Below are 19,286 nucleotides of genomic sequence, written 5' to 3'. Positions count from 1 at the left end.
CCACCCAGGTATCCCAAAATGGGCCCCATGAGCGTCCGGTTCTTCAACCCCGCCTGGTTCGCCGCCGTCATGGGGGGAAGCGGGGTAGCCCTGGCCCTTAAGGCCTTTGGCCTCCCCGCCCTGGCCCTGGGAGCCTACACCCTCACCGGCCTCCTCTTTGCCCTAAGCCTGGCCTTCTTCCTGGGAAAGCTTCTCCGCCACCCCGGCCAGGTCTGGCAGGAGCTCCACCACCCCCTGCTCTCCCAGCTTTACGCCACCTTCCCCTTGGCCTTCCTCCTCTTCGGCCTGGCCAGCCTGAAGGTGGCGGGGTGGCCGGATCTCGCCCTTCCCCTCTTCGCCCTGGGGGCCCCCCTCACCCTCTTGGTGAGCCTCCTCCTGGGCTATCTGGTCTTCACCCGGTTGCGCCTCCCCTTTGAGGCGGCCAACGGCACCTGGTTCATCCCCCCGGTCTCGGCCATCGTGGTGCCCCTGGCGGGGGGACCCCTCCTCCCCTTCCTGGGCCCCTGGGCCCGGGAGGCCTACTTCTGGCTCCTCATGTTTTTGGGGCTCGGGCTCGTCCTCTTCCTCTGGGTGGGGGCCACCCTCTTCGGCCGCCTCTACGCCCACGAGCGCCCCGCCCCCGAGCTGGTGCCCTCCCTCTTCATCGGCCTGGCCCCGGTGGGGGTGGGCATCCTGGCCCCCCTTTTCCTCTTCGGGGGAGCCCGGGAGGCCGGGCTGTATCCGGGGAGCCTCGAGGGCCTCTACCTCCTGGGGGCCGCCCTCTGGGGCCTGGGGGGCTGGTGGTTTGCCCTGGCCATGGCCCTCCTTCTGGAAAACCTCCTCCTCCACCGGGTGCGCCTGGCCTTCCAGCCGGGGCTTTGGGGGCTGGTCTTCCCCCTGGCCGCCTTCACCTTAGGCACCCGGGCCCTGGCCGAGGGGTTGGCGAGCCGGGTCTTCGCCCTCCTCTCCTGGGGGCTATTCCTGGTGCTTCTCGCCTTCTACCTGCCCCTCCTCCTGCGCACCCTCCTGGCCTTCCTCCGGCTGGAGGTCCTGAAGCCAGCGGCGGCTCAGGCGAACCCGCGCCCGCAGGGCGGCTAGGGCCTTCCGGTCGGCCCTGAGCCGCTTCTTGGCCCGGGAGAGGGCCTCGGCCCGGGCCCTGGGCCCCACGCCCCCCAGGACCTCCCGCCGGGCGAAGAAGGCCTCGAGGTCCATCCAGGCCAGAAGCTCCTCCCGCTCCACCCCCAAAAGCTCCGGCCTGAGCCCGGGAAGGGCCCCCCGCACCCTGCGGTAGGCCTCGGGAAGGGGAACCCCCTTGCGCACCAGGAGGTCCACCGCCTCCGAGGCCAGCACCTCGGGGGAGAACTCCGCCAGGAGGCGCTCCGGAAGAAAACCCCCCTCCTCCAGGGCCACCCGGGTGAGCTCCACCGCCGCCTCGGCCACGAAGAGCATCTCGGCGAGGGGCTCCAGGACCCCGGTGGAGTGGTCGTTCAGGTCGGTGAAGGGGGTGTTGTGGTTCAGGAGGGCCAAGGGGGCATACCCCCCCAGGAGGCGGCCGGCGTAGATGCGGGCGTGCTCCAGGACCACGGGGTTGTGCTTCTGGGGCATGAAGCTGGACCCCTGGGAGAGCCCCTCCCCCACCCCGAAGGCCTCCCGGGCGGCAAAGGCCAGGAGGTCCGTGAGGAAACGGCTCAGGCTCGCCCCCAGGCCCGCCAGGGCCGAGGCCAGCTCCAGGGCGTAATCCCCCGAGGCCACGGCGTCCAGGGTGTTCTCCACCGGCCCCTCAAAGCCCAGGAGGCGGGCCAGGCGGAGGCGGTCCACCGGGTAAGGGGCCCCCGCCAGGGCGCTCGCCCCCAAGGGGGAGCGGTTCAGGGTGGAAAGGGCCCGGAAAAGCCGCTCCGTGTCCCGAAAGAGGAGGGCCTCCACCCCCAGGAGGTAGTGGTCCAGGGTGGAGGGCTGGGCCGGGCGGTGGTGGGTGGAAAGGACCACCACCGCCCCCCGGTACCGCTCCGCCTGGCGGAGCACCTCCTTCCGCAGGCGGAGGAGGTCGGCCAGGAGGGAAAGGGCCCGGTCCCGCAGATGGGCGCGGAAAACGGTGAGGTCCAGGTCGTTGCGGGAAAGCCCCCGGCGCACCGCCCCCGCCACCTCCTCCCCCCAGTGCTCGGCGAGCTGGGCCTGGATGGAGAAGAACACGTCCTCCACCTCCCCCGTGAAGCTGGGGAGGGGCAGGGTGCGGAGCTCCCGCAAGGCGGCCACGGCCTCCCGGGCGTGGGGCAGGCCCAGGCGGGCCAGCTCCAGGGCGTAGGCGGTGAGGGCGTCAAAGAAGTGGGGCACCAAGGCCTCCCGGGCGAAGCGGTAGTGGCGGGCCAGGACAAAGCGGCGGAAAACCCCGTGCCAGCGCATGCCCCCATCCTAAGGGCTTGCCAAAGGGGGAAGGGCGTGTTATCTTTGCCCCAGGTACAAGCCGAAAGGAGGCAGGCATGAAGCGCAGGGAGTTCCTCAGGAGGCTTGGCGTAGGTTCCTTGGCTGCGGTGGGCATGCCCTACTTCGCCAGCGCCCAAGGGCGTCCCGTGAAGCTCGCCACCCTACTCCCCCTCACCGGCCCCTTCGCCTTCGCCGGCAACGCCGGGCGGGAGGGGTTCGTGGACGGGGTGGACTACGTGAACGAGGTCCTGGGGGGCATCGCCGGGCGGAAGCTGGAGCTCATCGTGGAGGACACGGGCTACGACGTGGCCAAGGGCACGGCGGCCTTCAACCGGGTGCTCTCCCGGGAGAGGCCCGAGGAGCTCCTCTTCGTCTACGGGGACTCCACGGGCCTCTCCAAGGCCCTGGCCCCCGAGGTGGCCAGGATCGGCCTTCCCTACTCCGCCACCAGCTTCGCCAGCGAGCTCGCCGACCCCGAGAAGTACCCCACCATCTTCGTCTTCGGCCCCACCTACAACGACATGATGGAGGCCCTGTTGCGCCAGGTGCGCCTGCAGAAGGGACGGGCCAGGATCGCCCTGGTCTACTCCAACACCGAGTTCGGGCGCGACCCCATCCCCTACGCCAAGGAGCGGGCCAAGGCCTTGGGGATGGAGGTGGTCCACGAGGAGGTGACCCCCCCGGCCTTCACCGACGCCACCCCGGTGGTCCTCAACCTCCGCCGGGCCAACCCCGACTTCGTCCTCCTCCAAGGCTACGCCCTCTCCGCCGAGCCCCTCATCCTCCGGGCCGCAAGGGAGCAAGGGCTTAGGGCCCAGTTCATGGGCACCTACTACTCCGCCGAGCTCGTCCTCATCCAGCGGGCGGGGCCCGCCGCCGATGGCTTCACCGTCACCTACCACAACCCCTACTGGTACGACACCCTGGTGCCGGCGGTGGACGAGATGCGGAAGTTCCGCCAGAAGAAGGGCCGGGACACCTCCTACCGCCCCACCTACTACATGGGAAGCCTGGCGGTGGCCCTAGGGGTGGCCGAGGCCATGCGCCGCGCCGCCCAGGCGGGGAAGCTCACCCGGGCCGGGGTGGTGGAGTACCTGGAGAAGATCGGGGACTACAACGCCCTGGGCCTGACGCGGGGCTTCCAGTTCGTAAACCACCGCATCCCCTACACCAAGCTCTACCGGGCGAGCGTCAAGGACGGGCGGTTCAACGCCATCACCGACTGGCTCAAGCTGGCCTAGGCCCCCCCTCGGCATCCGGAGGCCCCCTTGTCCGACCTCCTGCCCTACCTCATCGGCGGCCTGGCCAACGGGGCCCTTTACGGCCTCCTGGCCCTAGGGTTCGTGCTGGTCTTCCGCGCCACCAGCGTGGTCAACTTCGCCATCGGGGAGTTCCTCCTGGTGGGGGCCTACCTCACCTACACCTTCGCCCTTCTCCTGCCCTTGCCCCTGGCCATCCTCGCCGCCTTGCCCCTGGCCTTCCTCTTCGGAATCCTGGTGGAGCGGGGCTTCGTGCGGCCGCTTCTCGGCCGGAGCGTGGTGGCGGTGATCATGGCCACCATCGGGCTGGCGGCGGCCCTGGACGGGGGGGTCCAGCTCCTCTGGGGGCCGGACCTCAAGTACCTCCCGGGGAGCCTGCCCGACCTGGGCTTTGAGGCAGGGGGCGTCTTCGTCCCCTCCCGGGCGGCGTGGAGTCTCCTCCTCGCCCTCGCCCTGGGGCTTGGCCTCCTCTGGCTCCTCAGGAAGAGCCGCTACGGGGTCTTGGTGCGGGCCATCTCCGAGCGGGAGGTGGCGGCCTTGGCCTTAGGCATCCCCACGGCCCGCATCCTGGCCGGGGTCTGGGGGCTTTCCGCCCTCCTCGCCACCCTGGCCGGGGCGCTCCTGGCCGTGGGGAGCGGGGTGGGGTACAACCTGGTCTTCTTTGGCCTCAAGGTCTTCCCCGTGGCCATCCTGGGGGGGCTGGACGCCGTGGGTGGGGCTTTGGTGGCGGGGTTTTTGCTGGGGGTCCTCGAGGCCCTCTCCCAGCGCTACCTGGAGGCCTACCTCCCAGGCTTCACGGAGGCCTTGCCCTTCGTGGTGGTCCTTCTGGTCCTCCTGGTGAGGCCCTACGGCCTCTTCGGGGAACGGCAGATTGAGAGGGTGTGATGCTTTCCGTGGAGAACCTCAAGGTGGTCTACCGGGGGGTCATCCTGGCCCTGGACGGGGTCTCCCTGGAGGTGAAGGAGGGGGAGGCCGTGGCCCTCTTGGGCCCCAACGGCGCCGGGAAAAGCTCCCTGGTGCGGGCCATCGCAGGCCTTCTTCCCAAGTTTGAGGGGCGGGTCCTGGACGGCAAGGTGCGCCTCCTCGGCCAGGACGCCACCCACCTGGACCCGGTAAGGATCTCCCAGATGGGCCTCACCGCCGTCCTGGAGGGCCGTCCCCTCTTCCGCTACCTGACCCCGGTGGAGAACCTGGTGGCGGCCGGCCACCGCCTTCCCCCGAGGGCGCTCAAGGAGGGCATGGAGGAGGTCTTCGCCCGCTTCCCCCGGCTCTACGAGCGCCGCCACGAGCAGGCGGGGTACCTCTCGGGGGGGGAGCAGCAGATGCTCCTCCTGGGCATGGCCCTCCTCACCCGGCCCAAGCTTCTCGTGGTGGACGAGCCCTCCTTAGGCCTCGCCCCCAGGCTGGTGGAGGAGGTGATGAAGACCCTGGACGCCCTGATGCGGGAGAAGGGCCTAAGCCTCCTCCTGGTGGAGCAGAACGCCCGGGCGGCCCTTTCCATCGTGGGCCGGGTCTACGTGCTGGAGAGGGGGCGGGTGGTCTTTGAGGGGGACGCCAGGGAGGCCGCCGAGGACCAGGACGTGATGGAGTTCTACCTGGGGAAGGAGGAGGTGGGCTTCCGCCAGGCCAGGCGCTACCGGAGGAGGAAAAGGTGGGTGTGATCCTCGAGGCCCGAAACCTCCACCTCTCCTTCAAGGGGGTCAAGGCCCTCTCGGGGGTGGGGTTCTCCGTGAGCGAGGGGGAGTTCTTCGCCGTCATCGGCCCCAACGGGGCCGGGAAGACCACCCTCCTCAACGTGCTTTCCGGGGTGTACGAGCCCGACCAAGGGGAGGTGGCCTTCCTGGGCCAAAGCCTAAGGGGGAAAAGCCCCCAAGAAAGGGCCCGCATGGGCCTGGGGCGCACCTTCCAGGGCCTGGAGATCTTCCGGGGGATGAGCGTCCTGGACAACGTCAAGCTGGGGGCGGAGCTCGCCCTCTCCACCTACCCCCTGGCCCTGCCCCGGGCGGAGAGGGAGTGGCGCCTCAGGGCCTGGGCCGAGGAGGTCCTGGACTACCTCCACCTCTCCCCCTTCCGCCACGCCCCGGCGGGGATGCTCCCCTATGGCCTCCAGAAGCGGGTGGAGGTGGCGAGAGCCCTTGCGGGCAGGCCCAAGCTCCTCCTCCTGGACGAGCCCATGGCGGGCCTGGCCCTGGAGGAGAAGCAGGACCTGGCCCGCTTCCTCCTGGACGCCCGGGAGGAGTGGGGGGTAACCCTCCTCTGGGTGGAGCACGACCTGAGGGCGGTCTTGGAGCTCTCCGACCGGGTCTTGGTCCTCTCCTACGGGGAGGTCCTCTACCACGGGCCCCCTGAGGGGGTGCGGAAGGACCCCAAGGTGGTGGAGGCCTACCTGGGCCAAGGGTGAGGGAGTATGCAGGGAACCCTTCTGGAATTTCTCCATCGGCACGCCCAGGAGCGCCCCGAAGCCCCGGCCCTTCGGGTGAAGCGGCACGGGGTCTGGCAGAAGACCCCCTGGCGGGAGCTTCTGGAACGGGTCTTGGGCCTCGCCGGGGGGCTTTCCGCCTTGGGCCTCAAGGAAGGCGAGGTCCTCGCCCTCCTGGGCCACAACGCCCCCGAGTGGGTGGAAGCGGAGCTCGCCGCCCAGACCCTGGGGGCCTTCCCCATGGGCATCTACGCCGACGCCATGCCCGAGGAGGTGGGCTACTTCCTGGAGTTCACCGGGGCCAGGGGCATCGTGGTCTCCGACGAGGAGCAGCTGGACAAGGTCTACCCTTACCTCCACCTCCTGGACTTCGTCCTCGTGTGGGAGGAGGCGGGGATGAGCCGCCACTTCCGGGGCAAGGTCAAGCGCTTCAGCCAGGCCTTGGGCGACCCCAGGGTGGGGGAGGAGGCCCTAAGGAGGCGCCACCCGGAGGAGACCGCCCTCCTCGCCCCCACCTCCGGCACCACGGGGCGGAGCAAGCTCGCCATGCTCTCCCACCGCAACCTCCTCGCCGGGCACGAGGCCCTGGGGAAAGCCCTGGGCTTCCAGAAGGGGGCCTGGGTCTTTAGCTACCTGCCCCTTCCCTGGATCGGGGAGCAGATGCTCACCGTGGTGCAGGGCCTGGTGGAGGGCTCCACCGTCCACTTCCCCGAGGACCCCACCACCTTACGGGAGGACCTTAAGGAGGTGCAGCCCGACTTCTTCCTGGCCCCGCCGAGGCTTTGGGAGGAGATGGCGAGCCTCATCCAAAGCCGCATGGCGGACGCCGACCTCTTCAAGGCCTTCTTCTACCGGGTGGGGATGGGGGCCCTCCTGGAGGGGGCGAGCCGGGAGTTCCGGGGGGAGAAGGTGGGGGTTTGGCTCAACCTCAAGCGGGCCCTCTTCTACCCCCTCGTCGCCAGGCCCCTCCGGGCGAGGCTTGGCCTTGCCGCCTGCCGCACCGCCGTCACGGGTGGGGCGCCCTTGGGCCCCGAGGTCTTCACCTTCTTCCGCGCCTTGGGCCTGGACATCCGCCAGGTCTACGGCCAGTCGGAGACCGCCGCCGCCACCACCGCCCACGCCACGGGGGACGCCCCCCCGGAGACCGTGGGCCCCCCCCTGCCGGGCACGGAGGTGCGCATCGGCGAGGAGGGGGAGATCCAGGTGAAGGGCCCCCAGGTCTTCCAGGGCTACTTCAAGCAGGAGGGGGCCACCCGGGAAAGCTTCACCGAGGACGGCTTCTTCCGCACCGGGGACGCGGGCTTCTTTGACGAGCGGGGGCACCTGGTGATCCTGGGGCGGGTCAAGGAGGTGGGGGCCCTGGAGGACGGCACCCGCTTCGCCCCCCAGTTTCTGGAGAACCGCCTGAAGTACTCCCCCTACATCCGCGAGGCCATCGTGCTCGGCCACGGGAGGCCCTTCGTCACCGCCCTCATAGAGCTTGACCCGGAGAACGTGCAGAACTTTGCCAGGAGGCGGGGGCTTCCCTTCACCACCTACCTCTCCCTCACGGAGCGCCTCGAGGTGCGCGCCCTCATCGCCGAGGAGATCCGCATGGTGAACGAGACCCTTCCCGAGAAGCTCAAGATCCGCCGCTTCGCCCTCCTCCCCAAGGAGCTCCACCCCGACGACGAGGAGATCACCCGCACCCGGAAGGTCCGGCGCCAGGTGGTGGAGGCCCGCTACGGTCCGGTGATCCAGGCCCTCTACGGGGAAGGAGGCCGGGTGGAGGTGGCCCTGCCCATCCGCTACCTGGAGGGGGAGGGGCGGCTGGAGGCTACCCTCGAGGTCCAGGAGGTCTAAGGTGTACGCCCTCTCCAAGCGCCTCACCGACGCCTTCAGCCGCCGGTTCGCCCGGACGGTGCGGGAAACCTACCGGGAGGACGAGGCCTACGCCAGCACCCCCCTGGGCCGCCTGGCCCTTTGGGTGTTCCTCGCCCTGCTCCTCCTCCTCCCTCTCCTCCTCGGCCCCTACCCCATGTACGTGGCCACCCTGGTGGGGATCGGGGCCCTCTCCGCCCTGGGCCTCCACCTCCTGGTGGGCGGGGCGGGGCAGATCTCCCTGGGCCACGCCGCCTTCATGGGGGTGGGGGCCTACGCCGCGAGCCACCTGGCAGGCCCCCTCGCCCCCCTGGGCATCCTCCTGGGAGGGGGGGTCGCCGCCCTTTTGGGCCTTCTCCTTGGCCTCCCCTCCCTCCGCATCAAGGGGGTCTACCTGGCCATCGCCACCCTGGCCTTCCAGTTCCTGGCGGACTACGCCTTCAAGACCTGGGAGGCGGTCACGGGGGGGATCCGGGGCCGGACCCTCCCCCCGCCCGAGCTACTGGGCCTCCTCCTGGACACCCCGGAGAAGCTCTGGTACCTGGTCCTCCTCTTCGCCCTCCCCCTCTTCTTCTACGGCAAGCGCCTCCTCATGACCCGCGCCGGGCGGGCCTTCATGGCCGTGCGGGACAACGACCTCTCCGCCCGGGTGGCGGGGGTGGAGCTTGCCCGGGTGAAGCTCTTCGCCTTCGCCCTCTCTGCCTTCTACGCCGGGGTGGCGGGGGGGCTCCTCGCCCAGCTTTACAAGGCGGTGACCCCGGAGTACTTCCCCCTTTCCGTGAGCATCCAGTACCTGGCCATGATCATCGTGGGCGGGGCGGGGACGGTCCTGGGGGCCATTTTGGGGGCCTTTTTCGTCCTCCTCATCCCCGAGGTGCTGAACGGCCTGGTGGGAAGCCTAGGCCCCCAGTACGCCGCCACCCTGGCCGCCTGGCGCAACGTGGTCTTCGGCCTCCTGATCCTGGTCTTCCTCATCCTGGAGCCTTTGGGCCTGGTGGGGCTTTGGGGGAGGGTCCGGAACTACTTCCGCACCTGGCCCCTCCCCTACTGACGGTCCCAGTCCTTGAGGTGGCGGAAGGCCACGGGCAGGCCCAAAAGGAGGCCGAAGAAAAGGTGGGAGGGCGTGCGCCCCAAGAGGGCGGCCAGGAGGGGAAGGGCGAGGGCCACCGCCAAAGCCGCCCGGTAAGGCCTGCGGGAAAAGAGGTACAGGAGGGCGAGGAGGGAGAGGGCCAGGAGGAGGAGCCTGGGGTCCACGGCCAAGAGGACCCCGGCCGCCGGGGCCAGGGCCTTCCCGCCCCGGAAGCCTAGCCAGGGGGAAAAGGCGTGGCCCCACACCGCCCCCGCTCCCCCCCAAAGCCCCCCCAAGGGGTCCCCGGCCACCCCTTCCCCCAGGGCCACGGCCAAGACCCCCTTGAACACGTCCAGGAGGAGGACCAAAAGGCCCGGCACCGGGCCCAGAACCCGGTAGGCGTTCAGGGCCCCGGGGTTGCCGGAGCCCTCCCGCAGAAGGTCCTTGCCCCGGAGGGCCCCGAACCAGAAGGCCACGGGAAGGCTTCCCAGAAGGTAACCCGCGAGGAAAGGGGAAAGCACCCGTCACAACCCCCGGCGCACCTGGTCCTGCAGGCGAAGGAGGGCGGCCTCGAGGCCCCTGAGGCGCAAGGGGGTGAGGAGCTCCTCCAGCCCCGCCCCCCGGTAAAAGGCGGGGGGCACGGCCAGCACGGCCTCCGGGGATTCGCCTTCCAGGCCCTCCTTCAAAAGGCCGGCGAAGGCCTTCACCGTGGGGGCCTCGTCGGGCACCATGAAGTGAAGCCGCACCCTCCCCCCCTCCACCTCCGCCCTGAGGAAGAAGGGGGTCTGGCACTCGTGGACCCGCTCCAGCTCCACCCCCGGAGGAGGCGGGGGCACCTTCTTGGCGTAGTCCAGGAGGACCTGGGTCTTGAGCTCCTGGGGAAGGGAGCGGATGAGGTCCATAGCCGCTTGCAACCTAGGCGGAAGGCCCATGGCCCAAGGCTACCCTCCCTTCGCCGCCACGTGGGTGGGCCGAAGCTCAATCTCGCTCACCAAAGCCCTTTCCGGCATCTCCAGGGCGAAGTGCACGGCTTGGGCCACGTCCTCCGGGGCGAGTTTCCAGGAGGCGCCCGGGGCGTTCCCGGCGAACCCCGTGTCCACCGAGCCCGGGAGGATGTTGACCACCCGCACCCCCTGGTCGCGTAGCTCCAGCATGGCCGCCCCCATGAGGCCCAGAAGCCCGAACTTGCTGGCGTTGTAGGCGGCCCCGCCCTTGAAGGGGTTCTTCCCCGCCAGGCTGCCGATGTTCACCACCACCCCCCGGGTGCGGAGAAGGGCAGGAAGGGCCGCCTTCAAGCCCAGAAAGGGCCCCACCAGGTTCACCTCCAGGACCTCCCTGAGTTCGGCCCCGGAAAGCTCGGCCACGGGCTTCATGATGCCGATGCCGGCGTTGTTGACCAGGGCAAAGAGGGGGCCCAAAGCTTCCTCCAACCGGGCCACGGCCCTCTCCCAGTCCTCGGGGTTCCGCACGTCCCCGGGGAGGGGAAGCGCCCCCTCCCCTAGGGCCTCCGCCAGGGCCTTTAGCCTCGCCCCATCCCGGGCAAAGAGCCCCACCTTGTAACCGTGGGCGTGGAGGTGCCGGGCGATGGCCTCGCCGATTCCCCGGCTCGCCCCCGAAACCAAGGCCACCCGCATGCCCCCTACCTTACCCCAAAGCGCTCCCGGATTTCCAGGAGAATCCCCTCCAGGGCGCTCTGGAGATCCTCCAGGCTACCCGCGTTCTCCAGGACCCAGGTGGCCCTTTGGCGCTTCTCCTCCTCGGGCATCTGGGCCCTTTCCCGGGCCAGGACCTCCTCCCGGGAAAGCCCGGAGCGCTCCATAACCCGCCTCACCCGCTCCTCCAGGGGGGCCGTCACCAAAAGGGTCCCGTGGAGCCTTTCCTCCCACCCCTTCTCAAAGAGGAGGGGGATCTCCAGGAAGACGAGGGGGGCCTCGAGGCGGGAAAGCTCCTCCGCAAGGAGCCGCCCGATCTCCGGGTGGACCACGGCCTCCAGGGCCCTGAGCTTTTCCGGGTCGGAAAAGACCAAGCGGCCGAGGGCCCTCCGGTCCAGCCTTCCCCCCACCACCGCCTCGGGGAAGAGGCGCTTCAGCGCCTCCTCCTGCTTCTCCCGGGCCCTTCCGGCGAGGGCGTCCAGGTCCAAAACCGGGTAGCCCCGGGCCCGGAGGAGGGCGGCCACGGTGCTCTTGCCGCTGCCGATGTTCCCGGTGATGCCGATAATAATGGGGTGCTCCGCCTCGTGGCCCATATGGACTTCCCCTTTTATACCCCCAAGGGGGCCTTCCCCGTGGGCGGGGCGGTGCGGGACCTCCTCCTGGCGAGGCGGCCCACCGACCTAGACTACGCCGCTTGGGACCCGGAAAGGGCGGCCCAGGAGGCCCAAGGGCGCCTGGGGGGAAGCCTCTTCCCCTTGGACCCCGGGCGGGGCCACTTCCGCCTGGTGGCGGGCCCCCTCACCCTGGACTTCACCCCCTTGGAGGGGAGCCTGGAGGAGGACCTCCTCCGGCGGGACTACCGGGTAAACGCCCTCTTCTGGAAGGCGGGGGCTGTCTTCGGCCTAAGGGGGGCGGAGGAGGACCTGGGCAAGCAGGTCCTGGTCCCCGTGCGGGAGGAAAACCTCTACCAGGACCACCTGCGGAGCCTCCGAGGGGTGCGCCTCGCCACCACCTTAGGCTTCGGGCTTCCCCCAGGGGTCCGGGAGGCCCTGAGGCGCCACGCCCGCTTCCTCCTGGCCCACCCCGAGGCCCTCCCGGCGAGGGAAAGGGTGAGGGAGGAGCTGGCAAAGCTCCTTCTCTCCCCACGGGCGGCCTTCGGCCTCGGCCTTCTGGAGCGGACGGGGCTTTTGCGGGTCTACCTCCCGGAGCTCGCCCCCCTGGTGGGCCTCCACCAGGGGGGGGTGCACCACCTCCCGGCCTGGGAGCACACCCTAAGCGTGGTCTTCCACCTCCTCTGGCTCTGGCCCGAGGCCCCCCTGGAGGCCCGCCTCGCCGCCCTCTACCACGATGCGGGGAAGCCCCTAACCCGCCGGTTTGACCCCGAGGTGGGCCGCTTCCGCTTCCTGGGGCACGCCGAGGTGGGGGCGGAGATGGCCAAGGCGGCCCTCTCCTGGCTCCGCTTCCCCACGGAAGCGGTGGAAAGGGTCCAGGCCCTGGTGCGCCGCCACATGGACCGCCTCCCTGAGGGAAAGAGGGCCCTCCGCCGCTTCCTCCTAAAGCGCCAGGACCTCCTTCCCCACCTGGTCTACCTCATGGCCGCGGACCGCCTGGCCACCCGGGGCGTGGAGGCCGAGGCCTGGGAGGTGGTGGGAAGGTACCGGGAGGCCCTTCAAGAACCCCTCCCGGAAAGGCCCCTCCTCTCCGGGGAGGAGGTGATGGCCCTTCTCGGCCTGGCCCCAGGCCCCGAGGTGGGGAGGGCGCTGAAGGCCCTCCTCGAGGCCCAGGCGGAAGGCCGGGTGGGGACCGAGGAGGAGGCCCGGGCCTTTCTCCTATATTGGAGGGGTGGAAGGGAGGCTGAGGCTTCGGGAACCCCAGATCACCCCCGTTGAAGGGGGCTTCCTGGTCTTTGACCCCTACGGGGTCTACGAGAAGCCCCTGGCCCTCACGGAGGGGGGGCTCTTCCTCCTCTCCCTCATGGAGGGGCGCACCCTGGAGGAGGTGCAGGAGGAGGTGTTCAAACGCCACGGGGTCCTGGTGCCGAAGAAGGAGCTGGAGGACCTGGCGAGGGCCCTGGAGGAGGCGGGCCTCCTCCTCACGGAGAAGGTGGAGGCGAGGCTAAGGGAGGAGGAGGAGAGGCTCAGGAGGGAAAGGCCCATGCGCCTGGCAGGGGTCTCCTACCCCAAAGGGGAGGAGGAAGCCCGGGCCTACCTGGAAGCCTTCCGGGCGAGCCACCCGGGGGAGGGACGGGAGGCCCGGGTCCTCCTCATGCCCCACCTGGAGCCCTCCCGCGTCCCCGAGGTCTACGGGGCGGCCCTGGCCGCCCTGGAGAGGACCCCTCCCCCCGAGCGCATCTACCTGGTGGGGGTGGCCCACCGGCCCCTTCGGGAGAGGGCCGCCGCCCTTCCCGTGCCCTTCCACACCCCCTTCGGCCCCGCCCTGCCGGACCTTCCCGCCCTCCAGGCCCTGGACGCCCTCCTCCCTTTTGAGCTCTTCAACACCCCCCTGGCCTTCCGGGAGGAGCACAGCCTGGAGCTCCCCCTCTTCTTCCTGAAGGGGCGGTTCCCCGGGGCCCGCATCCTCCCCCTCCTCGTGGGACGGCGGAGCGCGGAGCTCGGGGAGGCCCTGAAGGTGGTGATGCGGGACTTCCCCGGCCTTTTGGTGCTGGCCGTGGACCTCTCCCACGTGGGGCCCCGCTTCGGCGACCCTCCCCTCACCCGCTCCCTGGCGGAGGAGGCGAGGAGGCGGGACCTGGGCTTCCTGCAAAGGCTTGGGGAGGGGGAGCCCGAGGCCGCCCTCGCCTTCTTGGGGGAAAACCCCACCCGCATAGACGGGGTGGAGGTGGTGGGAAGCCTCACCCCCCTCCTCCGGGGGCGGAAGGGCGAGGTTCTGGCCCACCGCCTGGACCTCGAGGCCCCCACCTTAAGCGCCGTGGGGGCCGGAACCCTGGTCTTCTAATACCACCCCATGCTGGCTTGCGCCAGCATGGGGGCCCCGGCAAAAGGTTCCTAGGCAGGCTTCCTGGAGCCCGTAGAGCGAAGGAAACAGGGAGAAAGGGTATAAGTACCCCGCTCTGGCTTGCGCCAGAGCGGGGGCCCAAAAGAGCTCCTGCGTGGCCCTAGCCAGGGGATCCCGCGCCGAAGCGGGGTGGGCCTAGCGCCGCCGCCTCCTGCGGGCCCGGGTCCTCACCGGGCGGTTTTCCTCCCAGGCCTCCTTGGGGGCCCACTCGCCGAAATAGACGCTATGCACCGTGGCCCGCTCGGGACGGGTGTCCCGGGCTCTGTCCTTAGGGGGTCCTACCACCTTGCGCATGTCCACCTCCTTTCCCTTGGCCTCTTCCACGTAAGGCACCAGGTCTATCTGCCGGAGCCTGGGGTCGCTGCGGACGATGACCACCTCCATCTCGTCCCCCAGGCGGATCCGCTTCCCCTTGGGGCCCACGAGGGCCAGGGCCTCCTCGCTGTAGGTGTAGGGCCCCAGGGCCTCGAGGCGCACCAGGCCCTCCACCCCGTTTCTCAGGGTCACGAAGGCCCCGAAGCCCGCCACCCCCGTCACCCTCCCCCAGAACCGCTCCCCCAGGTGGAGCTCCGCCCACTTGGCCATGTAGTACTTGGTGAGCTCCCGCTCGGCGGCCTCCGCCTTCCTCTCCATCTCCGAGGCGTGGTCGGCGATGGCGGGGAACTCCCCAAGCCAGCGCTCCTTCCGCCTCTCCGTGAGGGTGCGCCGCAAGGAGGCCCGGAGCACCCGGTGGACCACCAGGTCCGGGTAGCGGCGGATGGGGCTCGTGAAGTGCAGGTAGTGCTCCATGGCCAGGCCGAAGTGGCCCAGGTTCAGGGCGGCGTAGCGGGCAAGGCGCAGGGAGCGCAGGACCAGGCCCGCCACCACGGGCTCCTCCGGACGGCCCTTGGCCTCCAGGAGCACCCGCTGCAGGGCCTTGGAGGAGACCTTCTCGGGGAGGGTATAGCCCAGCCGGGCCAGGGCCAGGCGGAGCCTGCCGTAGGCCTCCTCCAGGGGCTCCTCGTGCACCCGGTAGAGGGCGGGAAGCCCCTTCCTCACCAGGTGCTCGGCCACCAGGCGGTTGGCGAGGAGCATGAGCTCCTCAATGAGGCTCCTGGCCTTGGGCTCCGCCTGGGGGATGAGGTGGAGCTCCCCCTCCTCCCCCACCTCCACCTTCACCTCGGGGAAGCTGAAGTCCAAGGCCCCCTCCTCCAGGCGCCTCTTCCGCATCCTCTGGGTGAGCCCAAGGAGAAGGGCCAGGTCCTCGGCCAGGAAAGCGTGCTCCTCGGGAAGGCCGAAGCCCTCGGCGAAGGCCTCCACCTCGGTGTAGGTGAGGCGGGCCACGCTCCTCATGACCCCTTCGGCGAAGCGCACCCGCTTCACCGTCAGGTCCTCGGCCAGGTCCACCAAGACGGAGAGGACCAGGCGGTCCTCGCCGGGCTTCAGGGAGCAGACCCCGTTGGAAAGCCTTTCGGGAAGCATGGGAAGGACCCGCCCCGGGAGGTAGACGCTCGTCCCCCTTTGGAAGGCCTCCTGGTCCAGGAGGCTTCCCTCCTTCACGTAGTGGGAGACGTCGGCGATGTGGATGCCCACCCGGAAGCCCTTGGGAAGCCTTTCAATGTGGATGGCGTCGTCAAAGTCCTTGGCGTCCACCCCGTCTATGGTGAAGACCCGGAGGTTCCGGAAGTCCTCCCGCCTCCTAAGCTCCTCCTCGGGGATCTCCAGGGGAATGGCCTCGGCCTCCCTCAAGACCTCCTCGGGGAACTCGGCCCGGAGGCCGTACTTGGCGATGACCGCCTGGGTCTCGGTCTCCGGGGCGTCCCCTTCCCCCAAGTACTCCAAAAACTCCCCGTAGGGGCGCTTGCCGTAATGGACCCTCACCACGATGCGGCTTCCCCGCTTGAGGCCCTCTAGCCCCTCGGGAAGGAGCCTGAGTTCGGACAGCCCGGGCTCATCGGGGAGGAGGACGGCGTACCCCTTGCGGAAGTCCAGGGTCCCCACGAGCCGCTCCCGCGCCCGCTCGAGGACCCGCTCCACCACCCCCCAGGGCCTCCCGTCCCGGCCCGGGGGCATGAGGCGGGCCTCCACCAGGTCGCCCGGCCAGGCGTCCTTGGTATAGCCCGGGGGGACGAAGAGGTCCCCCTCGGGGAGGCGGACGAAGCCGTACCCATCCCGGTGGAGGCTGATGGGGCCCTGGACCCTTTGGGGGAGGAAGTAGTGGCTTCCCTTCTTCTCCAGGAGGCCTTCCCGGACCAGGGCCCCCAGGTAGCCCTTGGCCTCCCTCTTGGAAAGGCCGAAGCGGTGAAGGATCTCCTCCAGCCTGTGGGGCCTCCCGGTCTTTTTGAAAAACTCCAGCAAAGTTTCCTGCATTCTATCCTAGCAGGCCCTCGAGGGCCTTCTCCGTGGTCAAAAGGGCCTCCGAGAAGGCGGAAAGGGCCTCGTCTGCGTGCTCCTTGCCGATGATGAGGGGGGGCTCGAGGCGCACCACCTTGGGGTTGTTCAAGCCGAAGGCGGTGAGGACCCCCCTCTCGGCAAGCTCCGCCACCACCAGGGCGCCGATGTCGGCATCCGTGAACTCCACCCCCAGCATGAGCCCCCGCCCCCGCACGTCCTCTATGAGGTGAGGGAAGCGGGCCTTCAGGGCCTTGAGCCCCTCCATCAGGTAGGCCCCGAGCTCCAGGGCCCGCCGCGGCAGGTCCTCCTCCAGGGTGACCTCAATGGCCGCCAGGGCCGCCGCCGCCGCCAAGGGGTTTCCCCCGAAGGTGGAGGAGTGGAAGAGGGGATTTTGCTTGAAGACCTCAAAGACCTCCCTCCTCCCCACGCAGGCCCCGATGGGCACCACCCCGCCCCCCAAGGCCTTGGCCAGGGTCATGAGGTCCGGGGCCACCCCTTCCCAGTCCACCCCGAAGAGCTTCCCGGTGCGGCCCAGGCCCGTCTGCACCTCGTCGGCGATCATGAGGACGCCCTTTTTCCGGGTAATCTCCCGCACGCCCCGGAGGTACCCCTCGGGGGGCACCCGGATCCCCCCTTCTCCCTGGATGGGCTCCACGATCACCGCGGCCGTGTCCCCGTCTATGGCCTCCTCCAGGGCCTCCAAATCCCCGTAGGGCACCACCTTGACCCCGGGGAGGAGGGGCCTTGCGGGGTCCTGGTACTCGGGCTTGGGGGTGAGGGAAAGGGCCCCCAGGGTCTTGCCGTGGAACCCCCCTTGCGTGGTGACGAGGCCGGGCTTCCCGGTGTAGGCCCGGGCCAGCTTGATGGCGGCCTCCACCGCCTCGGCCCCGGAGTTGGCGAAAAAGGCCATCTCCAGGCCCTCGGGGGTGATCTCGGCGAGCCTCCCCGCAAGCCATGCCGTGGGCTCGGAGACCAGGACCCGCACGGACATGGGCATGCGGTCCAGCTGCCTCTTCACCGCCTCCACCACCTTGGGGTGGCGGTGGCCCAGGTTCAAAGCCCCGTACAGGCCCAAGAAGTCCAGGTAGCGCTTGCCCTGCGTGTCCCAGACGTAAGGCCCCTCGGCGTGGGACTCCACCCGGTCTAGGCCGGTGAAGCGGAGAAGGCCTGCAAGGCTAGGGTTGATGTGGCGTTCAAAGAGCGCGAAGGCGTCCAAGTCCATGCCCCAATGCTACCTTAAGTGTAGCACACTCAAAGCCTGGTAGATGTCCTGGGGGATGCGGGCCGCCCTGCCCCCCACCTGGCAGAGGTGGCGGGTGAAGCCCTCGGCGAGGAGGGCGCCCTCCCGCTCCACCCGGTAGCGGAAGAGGAGGGCCCGGGAGGAGAGCTCGGCGAGGCGGGTCCTGACCTCCACCTCCTCCCCAAAGCGCGCCGGGGCGCGGAAGGTGAGGCCGAGCTCCACCACCGGGAAGAACACCCCCCTCTCCTCCACGAGGTGGTAGGGAAGCCCGGCCCTCTCCAGGAAGTCCACCCGGGCGGCCTCGAGGTAGACGGCGTAGACCGAGTGGTGGACCACCCCCATCTGGTCGGTTTCGGCGTAGCGGACCTTTATGCGGGTGACGCTCTCCACGGCAGGAACTCCAGCCTGGGCAGGTGGCGCAGGCGCACCCTCTTGGCCAGGGCGGCAAGAAGCCTCCTCTCTGCGTGGCGCAGGGCCGCCAAGGCCTTTTCCTCCTCCCGGAAGGCCTCCACGTACACGGAAAGCACCCGGCCATCCGGGGAGAGGCGCACCGCCTCCACGGTGAGGAGGAAGAGCCTCGGGTCCTCCAGCTCCCCTATGGCCTCGGCCAGGGCCCGAAGGAGCCTTTCCTCCAGATGGGCCTTCCCGTAGCTCACGCCCCCATCCTACCCCGGCCCCCGGTCCAAGGAGGCCACCACCTCGGCAAGCCCCCGGGCCACCTCCTCCGCCCCCTCCTCCGCCTCCACCATCACCCGGACGAGGGGCTCGGTCCCCGAGGGGCGGACGTTCACCCGGCCCCTTCCCCCCAAGCGGGCCTCGGCCTCCCGGATGGCCTCCCCCAGCCTCGGATTCGCCATCACCCTGGCCTTGTCGGAGACGCGCACGTTGAGGAGGATTTGGGGGTACATGGGAAGGGCTTCGTACCAGTGGGCGAGGTCCCCCCCCAAGGCCAGGAGGGCCTTCAGGGTGAGGAGGGCGGTGAGGAGGCCGTCCCCGGTGGTGTGGTGGCGGAGGAAGATCACGTGCCCCGAAGGCTCCCCCCCCAAGGCGAGGCCCGTCTCCTTGAGCCTCTCCAGGACGTACCGGTCCCCCACCGCCGCCCGGTGGAAGGCGAGGCCCTTTTCCTTGAGGGCCACCTCGAGGCCCATGTTGCTCATCACGGTTCCCACCACCCCCTTCTCCCCAAAGGCCAGGGCGGCGAGGTAGAGGATGTGGTCCCCGTGGAAGAGGCGGCCCTTCCGGTCCACGAACTGCACCCGGTCCCCGTCCCCGTCAAAGGCGATTCCCAGGTCCAGCCCCAGCTCCACCACGAAGCGGGCCAGGGCCTCGGGGTGGGTGGAGCCGCAACCCCGGTTGATGTTCCTCCCGTCCGGGGTGTTGAAGAAGGCCATGACCTCGGCCCCCGCCCTCTGGAAGAGCTTGGGGCCGATGCGGTAGGTGGCCCCGTGGGCGAGGTCCAGGCCCACCTTAAGCCCCGTGAGGTCCGGGGCGTGGGCGAGGAGGAAGTCCAGGTACATCCTCTCCGCCTCCCGGAAGTCCCCCACGGTGCCGATGCCCCGGGTGGGGTGGTCCTCCGCGAGAAGGCGCTCAATCTCCTCCTCGGCCTCGTCGGGGAGCTTTTCCCCGCTGGGCCCGAAGAACTTGATGCCGTTGTCCTGGTAGGGGTTGTGGCTGGCGGAGATCATGGCCCCCGCCGTGGCCTTAAGGGCCCGGGTGAGGTAGGCCACCCCCGGGGTGGGAAGCACCCCCAGGTGCTCCACCCTCACCCCCTGGCTCAGAAGCCCCGCCGCCAAAGCGGCCTCCAAGAGGTCCGAGGACTCCCGGGTGTCCTTGGCCAGGAGCACCACGGGCCTGGGGCTTTGGGCCCGGAAGTAGGTCCCCGCCGCCTGGCCGAGCTTTAGGACGAACTCCGGGGTCAAGGGGGGCTTTCCCGCCTCGCCCCGCACCCCGTCGGTGCCGAAGTAGCGCCTCACGGGGGCCACTATACCAGGGCCCCTGG

18 protein-coding genes and 2 pseudogenes are annotated in these 19,286 nt (G+C 69.9%); 10 read left to right on the top strand and 10 right to left on the bottom strand.

Features of this window, described 5'->3' with window-relative positions:
- Nucleotides 1-18: 18 nt before the first annotated feature.
- Nucleotides 19-945 (top strand): annotated as a pseudogene (locus ACZ5RK_RS07075) (SLAC1 family transporter); the annotation flags it as partial.
- 9 nt (nt 946-954) lie between these two features.
- On the opposite strand, the gene ACZ5RK_RS07070 reads toward ACZ5RK_RS07075, so the two are convergent.
- Entirely contained in the window at nt 955-2,379 is a 1,425-nt protein-coding gene (locus ACZ5RK_RS07070; RefSeq protein WP_464908584.1) for a lyase family protein, read from the bottom strand.
- Nucleotides 2,380-2,456: 77 nt separating this feature from the next.
- Here ACZ5RK_RS07070 and ACZ5RK_RS07065 point away from each other — a divergent pair, with 77 nt between their 5' ends.
- From ACZ5RK_RS07065 to ACZ5RK_RS07035, 7 genes and pseudogenes are all read left to right on the top strand, one after another.
- Nucleotides 2,457-3,641 carry an ABC transporter substrate-binding protein gene (locus ACZ5RK_RS07065; protein WP_054647746.1) on the top strand — a complete coding sequence of 395 codons (1,185 nt, stop codon included), beginning with the start codon at nt 2,457-2,459 and terminating at the stop codon, nt 3,639-3,641.
- A 27-nt stretch (nt 3,642-3,668) separates the two neighbouring features.
- Nucleotides 3,669-4,544, top strand: a complete 876-nt coding sequence (locus tag ACZ5RK_RS07060) for a branched-chain amino acid ABC transporter permease (protein ID WP_464908583.1) — start codon at nt 3,669-3,671, stop codon at nt 4,542-4,544.
- Nucleotides 4,544-5,320 carry an ABC transporter ATP-binding protein gene (locus tag ACZ5RK_RS07055; protein WP_464908582.1) on the top strand — a complete coding sequence of 259 codons (777 nt, stop codon included), beginning with the start codon at nt 4,544-4,546 and terminating at the stop codon, nt 5,318-5,320. The genes ACZ5RK_RS07060 and ACZ5RK_RS07055 overlap by 1 nt, the downstream gene beginning before the upstream one ends.
- 77 nt (nt 5,321-5,397) lie before the next feature.
- A pseudogene (locus ACZ5RK_RS07050) lies at nt 5,398-5,778 on the top strand (ATP-binding cassette domain-containing protein); the annotation flags it as partial.
- A 54-nt stretch (nt 5,779-5,832) separates the two neighbouring features.
- Nucleotides 5,833-6,060, top strand: coding sequence for an ABC transporter ATP-binding protein C-terminal domain-containing protein (locus ACZ5RK_RS07045; protein ID WP_464910068.1), 228 nt, complete (start codon nt 5,833-5,835; stop codon nt 6,058-6,060).
- A gap of 6 nt (nt 6,061-6,066) precedes the next feature.
- Nucleotides 6,067-7,920 carry an AMP-binding protein gene (locus ACZ5RK_RS07040; protein WP_464908581.1) on the top strand — a complete coding sequence of 618 codons (1,854 nt, stop codon included), beginning with the start codon at nt 6,067-6,069 and terminating at the stop codon, nt 7,918-7,920.
- Between the two features lies 1 nt (nt 7,921).
- On the top strand, nt 7,922-8,989 hold the full coding sequence (locus ACZ5RK_RS07035; RefSeq protein ID WP_464908580.1) for a branched-chain amino acid ABC transporter permease: 1,068 nt from the start codon (nt 7,922-7,924) through the stop codon (nt 8,987-8,989).
- Here ACZ5RK_RS07035 and ACZ5RK_RS07030 read toward each other — a convergent pair.
- Genes ACZ5RK_RS07030 through coaE form a run of 4 tightly spaced genes read right to left on the bottom strand, consistent with a single transcriptional unit; the run spans nt 8,983 to nt 11,252 of the window.
- Entirely contained in the window at nt 8,983-9,528 is a 546-nt protein-coding gene (locus ACZ5RK_RS07030; RefSeq protein WP_464908579.1) for a glycerol-3-phosphate acyltransferase, read from the bottom strand. The genes ACZ5RK_RS07035 and ACZ5RK_RS07030 overlap by 7 nt on opposite strands.
- Before the next feature lie 3 nt (nt 9,529-9,531).
- Entirely contained in the window at nt 9,532-9,939 is a 408-nt protein-coding gene (locus tag ACZ5RK_RS07025) for a SufE family protein (protein WP_054647582.1), read from the bottom strand.
- A gap of 9 nt (nt 9,940-9,948) precedes the next feature.
- Nucleotides 9,949-10,641 (bottom strand): SDR family oxidoreductase, encoded by a 693-nt coding sequence (locus ACZ5RK_RS07020; protein ID WP_054647581.1) that lies wholly within the window; start codon nt 10,639-10,641, stop codon nt 9,949-9,951.
- 5 nt (nt 10,642-10,646) lie between these two features.
- Entirely contained in the window at nt 10,647-11,252 is a 606-nt protein-coding gene (gene coaE, locus ACZ5RK_RS07015) for a dephospho-CoA kinase (protein WP_464908578.1), read from the bottom strand.
- Between coaE and ACZ5RK_RS07010 the strand changes: the two genes are divergently transcribed.
- Both ACZ5RK_RS07010 and amrB read left to right on the top strand, forming a co-directional pair.
- On the top strand, nt 11,253-12,548 hold the full coding sequence (locus ACZ5RK_RS07010) for an HD domain-containing protein (RefSeq protein ID WP_464910067.1): 1,296 nt from the start codon (nt 11,253-11,255) through the stop codon (nt 12,546-12,548). It begins immediately after the preceding gene.
- On the top strand, nt 12,502-13,614 hold the full coding sequence (amrB, locus tag ACZ5RK_RS07005; RefSeq protein ID WP_464908577.1) for an AmmeMemoRadiSam system protein B: 1,113 nt from the start codon (nt 12,502-12,504) through the stop codon (nt 13,612-13,614). Before ACZ5RK_RS07010 ends, amrB begins: the two co-directional genes overlap by 47 nt.
- 195 nt (nt 13,615-13,809) lie before the next feature.
- Here amrB and rnr read toward each other — a convergent pair whose 3' ends face one another.
- Genes rnr through glmM form a run of 5 tightly spaced genes read right to left on the bottom strand, consistent with a single transcriptional unit; the run spans nt 13,810 to nt 19,260 of the window.
- The gene (rnr, locus tag ACZ5RK_RS07000) at nt 13,810-16,023 is read right to left on the bottom strand and encodes a ribonuclease R (protein WP_464908576.1); all 2,214 of its coding nucleotides are present in this window, start codon (nt 16,021-16,023) and stop codon (nt 13,810-13,812) included.
- Nucleotide 16,024: 1 nt separating this feature from the next.
- Nucleotides 16,025-17,269, bottom strand: coding sequence for an aspartate aminotransferase family protein (locus ACZ5RK_RS06995; RefSeq protein ID WP_464908575.1), 1,245 nt, complete (start codon nt 17,267-17,269; stop codon nt 16,025-16,027).
- 9 nt (nt 17,270-17,278) lie between these two features.
- Nucleotides 17,279-17,677, bottom strand: coding sequence for an acyl-CoA thioesterase (locus ACZ5RK_RS06990; RefSeq protein ID WP_054647921.1), 399 nt, complete (start codon nt 17,675-17,677; stop codon nt 17,279-17,281).
- Nucleotides 17,656-17,943 (bottom strand): ribosome-binding factor A, encoded by a 288-nt coding sequence (locus tag ACZ5RK_RS06985; protein WP_054647920.1) that lies wholly within the window; start codon nt 17,941-17,943, stop codon nt 17,656-17,658. Before ACZ5RK_RS06985 ends, ACZ5RK_RS06990 begins: the two co-directional genes overlap by 22 nt.
- Before the next feature lie 9 nt (nt 17,944-17,952).
- Nucleotides 17,953-19,260, bottom strand: coding sequence for a phosphoglucosamine mutase (glmM, locus tag ACZ5RK_RS06980; protein ID WP_464908574.1), 1,308 nt, complete (start codon nt 19,258-19,260; stop codon nt 17,953-17,955).
- Between the last annotated feature and the right edge of the window lie 26 nt (nt 19,261-19,286).

This window comes from Thermus kawarayensis JCM 12314 (assembly GCF_055393575.1).
This window is presented reverse-complemented; position numbering and strand designations above follow the sequence as displayed.

What these genes read in the sequence shown, in the direction of transcription:
- ACZ5RK_RS07070 (WP_464908584.1), bottom strand. Translation starts at nt 2,379, where the DNA reads ATGCGCTGGCACGGGGTTTTCCGCCGCTTTGTCCTGGCCCGCCACTAC.
- ACZ5RK_RS07065 (WP_054647746.1), top strand. Translation starts at nt 2,457, where the DNA reads ATGAAGCGCAGGGAGTTCCTCAGGAGGCTTGGCGTAGGTTCCTTGGCT.
- ACZ5RK_RS07055 (WP_464908582.1), top strand. Translation starts at nt 4,544, where the DNA reads ATGCTTTCCGTGGAGAACCTCAAGGTGGTCTACCGGGGGGTCATCCTG.
- ACZ5RK_RS07045 (WP_464910068.1), top strand. Translation starts at nt 5,833, where the DNA reads ATGGCGGGCCTGGCCCTGGAGGAGAAGCAGGACCTGGCCCGCTTCCTC.
- ACZ5RK_RS07040 (WP_464908581.1), top strand. Translation starts at nt 6,067, where the DNA reads ATGCAGGGAACCCTTCTGGAATTTCTCCATCGGCACGCCCAGGAGCGC.
- ACZ5RK_RS07025 (WP_054647582.1), bottom strand. Translation starts at nt 9,939, where the DNA reads ATGGGCCTTCCGCCTAGGTTGCAAGCGGCTATGGACCTCATCCGCTCC.
- ACZ5RK_RS07020 (WP_054647581.1), bottom strand. Translation starts at nt 10,641, where the DNA reads ATGCGGGTGGCCTTGGTTTCGGGGGCGAGCCGGGGAATCGGCGAGGCC.
- coaE (WP_464908578.1), bottom strand. Translation starts at nt 11,252, where the DNA reads ATGGGCCACGAGGCGGAGCACCCCATTATTATCGGCATCACCGGGAAC.
- ACZ5RK_RS07010 (WP_464910067.1), top strand. Translation starts at nt 11,253, where the DNA reads ATGGACTTCCCCTTTTATACCCCCAAGGGGGCCTTCCCCGTGGGCGGG.
- rnr (WP_464908576.1), bottom strand. Translation starts at nt 16,023, where the DNA reads ATGCAGGAAACTTTGCTGGAGTTTTTCAAAAAGACCGGGAGGCCCCAC.
- ACZ5RK_RS06995 (WP_464908575.1), bottom strand. Translation starts at nt 17,269, where the DNA reads ATGGACTTGGACGCCTTCGCGCTCTTTGAACGCCACATCAACCCTAGC.